The 3145-nt window shown below is 51.4% G+C and carries 3 protein-coding genes; 1 reads left to right on the top strand and 2 read right to left on the bottom strand.

Features of this window, described 5'->3' with window-relative positions; all coding sequences use genetic code 11:
- On the bottom strand, nucleotides 1–526 hold a 526-nt coding region (hisF, locus tag ACESLU_RS13470), incomplete at its 3' end, for an imidazole glycerol phosphate synthase subunit HisF (RefSeq protein WP_372639148.1).
- A 116-nt stretch (nucleotides 527–642) separates the two neighbouring features.
- Between hisF and ACESLU_RS13465 the strand changes: the two genes are divergently transcribed.
- Nucleotides 643–1143: a hypothetical protein gene (locus ACESLU_RS13465; RefSeq protein WP_372639147.1), complete on the top strand. Its 501-nt coding sequence runs from the start codon at nucleotides 643–645 to the stop codon at nucleotides 1141–1143.
- A gap of 206 nt (nucleotides 1144–1349) precedes the next feature.
- Here the strand turns inward: ACESLU_RS13465 and nadE are convergent.
- Nucleotides 1350–3145 (bottom strand): NAD(+) synthase (nadE, locus tag ACESLU_RS13460; RefSeq protein WP_372639146.1); only part of this gene is annotated, 1796 nt, incomplete at its 5' end.

Genomic DNA, 3145 nt, shown 5'->3' with positions numbered 1-3145 from the left:
CGCGGTCCATGCTGGTCAGTAGGATTTCACCCGCACCCCGCCGCTCGGCTTCGGTAATCCACTGCAGGGCATCCTTGCCGGTATTCTTTGAGCCCCCCGAAATGTAGACCGTCCACTGCGACCCGGTTCGCTTGGCGTCCACGGCCGCAACGATACATTGCGATCCGAACTGCCGGGACGCTCTGTCAATCAGGTCGGGATTTCGTACGATCGCACTGTTGAGGGATACTTTGTCCGCACCGGCATGCAGGATATCCGCAATTTCGTCCACGCTGCCAATGCCGCCCCCCACCGTAAACGGGATATCAATCCGCCGCGCAATTTGTGTCACCAGCCTGACCAGGGTTTTTCGTTTTTCTTTGGTTGCGGTTATGTCCAGAAAGACCAGCTCGTCGGCCCCCTCCTCCGAGTAGCGCTGTGCCAGCTCCACCGGATCGCCGGCGTCGCGCAGACCTTCGAAATTTACCCCCTTTACGGTTCGACCATCTTTAATATCCAAACAGGGGATGATCCGTTTTGTCAGCATGCCTGTGTTTAGTTTCGTTTTACAATTTTTTCTATATAGCTTAATGAAGCTGAATTTAAGGCATTGTAAGCAGGGAATCACAATTTATTTCAGGTCGTATGCGTCTAATAGCAAATATGTTTCTTTTTATTTTTGAACTGTGTTTCAAGCTGGCGGCTTCCCTTGCGGCCATTATTGCCATGGCAGCACAGGGTGGAGTTGTTTCAAAGGTGATAGCCGGCTTTTATTCATTCCCGGAAGCGGTGCGCGAGATTGTCTGGTGGGTTAAAAACATCCCTGAAATCGGAAAAATAGTAAATGATTACAACACGTTGACGGCCGCAAACTTTAATCAAAAATACGGGTCCGGCGCCGTCAATTATGTCATGGGCTATCTTAATGAAGGGGTGAGCTACCTTCAGCAGGTATACCTGAATATATCGGGACAGCCCGTGGCCACGGTATTGGCTGCGGTCGTTGTTTTTTTAATTTTTTACCTGGTAGCACGCATTGCACGCTTTGTGCGGCAGGAGGGACAGGGGTCGTTTGTCACCCGTTTTGAACGCCGCGCCGGGCATCGCGTATTTAAGAAAAAGAAGGATTCACCGGAACAGTATGACAGCACGAAGTGGACATAACTTCGGTTTTTTGAGGTCGATATCATTTCCAAAGAAGCCAGCGTAAAACCTCGCGTCTCCCTTTCCGGCTGCTGCCGGGGCCGCGAGTAGGGCAAAACCTGGGTGAAGACTGCGAAATCGGTCCATCTGTTGGGTTGAATCTTGCGTATTCCCCGGGGAAAAATCCAGACTAAAAAAATGAAATATTTCCAAAAATTGTGGAGTGCTCAACTATTCTGTTCTAATAACGCTTTTTTCATATCTATATAGCGGCGAGTAAAGTGTATCCCCATTTGCGATTCCCGGAGATCAAACCCGAAGGCCCGTTTGCTTACCACAATAATGGGCGGGGCCTGGATGCGTTTGAAAAAGTTTATTTTATACAGCCTCCAGGTATGCTCCAGGTCTTCTATAAAGTCCCGATGGCTGTCAAAGAGTCTCGAAACCAGTCCGCCTTCGATGTCCAGCGTGTTCTCCAGGCTCCCGTCGATATACCACTGAAGGATATCCTCCGGATCGCGGCGAAATTCGATAAAGGCTCTCAGCAGGCGGTCGTGATAGGGATAGACAAAGGGATCGCCCTCGCCCTCCTCGATATTTTGCTCGTCACTCAGTTCGGCGGAAGGCGGAATCTCAAAAAGTGGTTCCGGAAAGATATTCTTGTCCTCCCTGGAGTTGATGTAACGGCACAGCTCATAGACTTCGGTCTTGTAGAGGTCTGCAATCGGGGCAAGAGCCCCGTTGATGTCCCCGTACAGGGTGGCATATCCCGTGGCCGTCTCGCTCTTGTTGCCGTTGTTCACAAATACCGCATTTAGGGCGGCAGCAACACCGGCCAGTATCCTGCTTCCGCGGTCCCGGGCCTGTATATTTTCGCGCACCATTGCAGGCAGCTCCAGTTCGGTCCTGCGGCCAGAACCGTCCAGCCGCTCAAAAGCTGTGTTGTCAAGCTGTTTCACGGTAAATTCGAATGCTTCCTGGATGGGGACAATCGCATAGTTGAGCTGCAGGGACACGGCCAGCTGCCGTGCCAGTCCCTTGGTCAGTTCCGAGTTAAACTCTGAGGGCATATTCACCGCATATACCTGTTCGGGTCCCAGTGCCCGGCAGAGCAGGTAGGCACTCAGTGAGGAGTCGATCCCCCCGCTTATGCCGATGACCGCTTTAGAGGCATGGATTAGTTCAAAAAACTTGCGGATCCCGTAAACCAGGCCCTTCAATAACTCCTCATTATCCCGGTGGCTCGAGGGCGTCATTTTTTCTTGTTTTTTCCCGCCATTGCTCTGAAGGTCAACCTGTAACACCTCCTCCTCATAGTCCCCGGCGATCTTGCGCACCGATCCATCGCTGTTGTAGACGGTCGTATTGCCCTCAAACAGGAAGAGGTTCTTGCCATTATTCTGTACGCCGATATTATTCACATAAATATACGGGACCGGGTGATCCTTCAGGCGATCTTTTACCACCCGGTGACGCTTGTCATTTTTTCGCCAGGTCCATGGAGAGCAGGAGAGGTTGATGATACACTCCGCGCCGTTGGCCAGGAGGGTTTCGATGGGATCCGTAGCATAATCATCACTCCACATATCTTCACACAAACTGAGGCCGATTTTTCTTTTTCTGTCGTTGATCTCTATGTGAAGAGGCTGCAAAAAATTCTCGATCTTTATCCCCTTCTCCCGGGACAACTTCCGGGCAGAGTAGAAATGCCGGTCATCATCGAATTCCCGGTAGTTGGGATGCAGCGTTTTGTGAAACCGCCCCGCTACCTTCCCATCCTGAGCGACAAAAGCGGTGTTAAATTTTCGGAGGCGTCCATCTTCCCCCACGGCCTCCACGTCTATATCCACATTCCCCCATACGACCGTAATCCCACGGGAATGGTCAACAATCTGCTCATTATACCGGTAGCAGTCGAGGACAAACGCCCTGTTTTCCCATTCATCGCCGATCAGATAGCCCGGGACCGCCATTTCGGGGAAAATAACGATATCCTGCCTGTTGGCTTTTGCCTGCTCAAGCA

Source organism: Fodinibius sp., assembly GCF_041642155.1.
Taxonomy (GTDB): Bacteria; Bacteroidota; Rhodothermia; order Balneolales; family Balneolaceae; genus Fodinibius.
Note: the sequence above shows the minus strand (reverse complement) of the source record. Positions and strands in the feature narration are given on the sequence as shown.